This is a genomic window from uncultured Campylobacter sp. (assembly GCF_938017705.1).
Lineage (GTDB): Bacteria > Campylobacterota > Campylobacteria > Campylobacterales > Campylobacteraceae > Campylobacter_B.
This window is the reverse complement of record NZ_CALIIS010000077.1, coordinates 1-2496: the sequence shown is the minus strand read 5'-3', so window position 1 is coordinate 2496 and position 2496 is coordinate 1. Positions and strand designations below refer to the sequence as shown.

2 protein-coding genes are annotated in these 2496 nt (G+C 42.1%); both read left to right on the top strand.

Annotation, left to right across the window (positions count from 1 at the left end):
- Nucleotides 1–253: 253 nt before the first annotated feature.
- A complete protein-coding gene (locus tag Q0605_RS04010; RefSeq protein ID WP_298704431.1) occupies nucleotides 254–1810 on the top strand; it encodes a type I restriction-modification system subunit M in 1557 nt (518 codons plus the stop codon).
- A partial coding sequence (gene rhuM / locus Q0605_RS04005; RefSeq protein ID WP_298704430.1) for a RhuM family protein occupies nucleotides 1807–2496 on the top strand: 690 nt, incomplete at its 3' end. The genes Q0605_RS04010 and rhuM, both read left to right, overlap by 4 nt.

The following is a 2496-nucleotide window of genomic DNA, read 5'->3' as shown; positions in this document are numbered from 1 at the left end:
TTACGACGATGAAGGCGGCGATCGCCGCTACGCGCTCGATCTGCTCGATAAAGGATGACTCCGCTCTTGAAGTTAAAACGCTGCAGGAGTATCTAAGCGGCAAGTAGCGCGAGCAGGCCTCCACCGGCACCGTGCCGCAATGAAATTTTAGGAAGCGAAATTTTGCTGCGAAAATTAGAGTATGGAATTGCTAAATTTTATCGGCAGCATTCCCATTTTATATGCATAAAATTTTTTTAGGAGATACTATTAAATGAGCGAAGAGACGCAGCGCAAGGCTTTGCAAAACCAAATTTGGAGTATTGCAAATGAAGTAAGAGGTGCTGTTGACGGCTGGGACTTTAAGCAATACGTCCTGGGCACGTTGTTTTACAGATTTATTAGCGAAAATTTTACGGATTATATAGAGGGCGACGACGGTGATTTTGACTACGCAAGCTTGCCCGACGATTCGCCGGAGCTTGAAGCGATCAAGCACGATACTATTGTTACGAAGGGATATTTTATATACCCTAGTCAGTTATTTAAAAACGTCGTAAAAAATGCCGACAATAACGCAAATTTAAATACCGATTTAGATCAAATTTTTAAAAGTATCGAAGGTTCGGCATCCGGGTATGAGTCAGAGCAGGACATAAAGGGGCTTTTTGCCGATTTTGATACTACTAGCAACCGTTTAGGAAATAGTGTTACAGAGAAAAACAGGCGACTCGCAGCGGTTTTAAAAGGCGTGGCCGAGCTTGATTTTGGCGATTTTAAGAACAACCATATCGATCTTTTTGGCGACGCATACGAGTTTCTTATCTCGAACTATGCCGCGAATGCAGGCAAATCCGGCGGCGAGTTTTTCACTCCGCAAAATGTCTCAAAGCTCATCGCCGCACTTGCCATGCACGAACAAGAGCGCGTAAATAAAATTTACGATCCAGCATGCGGTTCTGGTTCACTACTTTTGCAGGCTAAAAAACGTTTTGACAAACATGAGGTCGAGGATGGATTTTTTGGCCAGGAGATAAATCACACGACATACAACCTGGCGCGTATGAATATGTTTTTACACAACGTTAATTACTCTAAATTTCACATAGAGCTCGGCGATACGCTACTAGATCCAAAGCTTAGCGACGATAGGCCTTTTGACGCTATCGTTTCAAATCCTCCTTACTCCATCAACTGGATCGGTAGCGACGATCCGACGCTCATAAACGATCCTAGATTTGCTCCTGCGGGCGTTCTTGCGCCAAAAAGCAAGGCGGATTTTGCCTTTATCTTGCACGCACTCAGCTACCTTTCGGCAAAAGGCAGAGCCGCGATAGTTAGTTTCCCGGGCATTTTTTATAGAGGCGGTGTGGAAAAAAAGATCCGCGAATATCTCGTAAAAGAAAATTTTGTCGAGACCGTCATCTCGCTCGCCCCAAATCTTTTTTATGGCACTCCGATAGCTGTTAATATCCTTGTTCTTTCAAAGCATAAAACAGAGACTAAAACGCAGTTTATAGATGCTAGCGGGTTTTTTGAAAAAAGAACAAACAACAACGTCCTAACTGACGAACACATTGCTAAAATAATAGAAATTTTTGGTAAAAAAGAAGATATCGCCCATGTATGCGCACTCGCAGATAATGAAAAAATAGTCCAAAACGATTACAATCTAGCCGTAAGCTCTTATGTCGAGGCAAAAGATACACGCGAGGTTATTAATATAGACGAGTTAAATTTACAAATAAAACAAACAGTAGCCAAAATTTCAAATTTGCGCGAACAAATCGACGAAATCGTTGCGGAAATAAATTCGGGCAGCGAAATATGAAAGCTATTATTTACACGACTAGCGACGGCAAGTCAAAATTTTCTTTGCAAAAATTTGATGAACAGCTTTGGCTGACGCAACTTGAAATCGCGGAACTTTACCAGACGACCAAACAAAATATTAGCAAGCATATAAAGGCTATTTTTTTAGAAAATGAGATAGATGAAAAAGCAACTGTCAACTTTCAGTTGACAGTTCAAAATGAAGGCGGGCGCAATATAAAGCGTAAAATGGCTTATTATCCTTTGCCTTTGATTATAGCCGTAGGTTACCGCGTGCGTTCATCTCGCGGTACGCAGTTTCGTCAGTGGGCGACGCAATGCTTAGGAGAATATATAAAAAAGGGTTTTGCGCTTGACGACGAACGCTTAAAAGGCACGGGCGGCGGCGATTATTTCAAAGAGTTGCTTGAACGCATTCGCGATATCCGTAGTAGCGAAAAAGCGATGTATCGCCAAGTACTCGACCTTTACGCCACTAGCTACGACTACGATCCAAAAAGCGACGAGAGTATTAAATTTTTTAAAATAGTTCAAAACAAGCTTCATTACGCCGTTAGCGAGCAAACCGCCTCCGAGATTATTTTTAGTAGAGTAAACGGAGATAAAGAATTTATGGGGCTTACAAATTTTAAAGGCCAAATGCCGACGCTAAACGAGGCTAAAACGGCGAAAAATTACCTAAGC

What these genes read in the sequence shown, in the direction of transcription:
- Q0605_RS04010 (WP_298704431.1), top strand. Translation starts at nt 254, where the DNA reads ATGAGCGAAGAGACGCAGCGCAAGGCTTTGCAAAACCAAATTTGGAGT.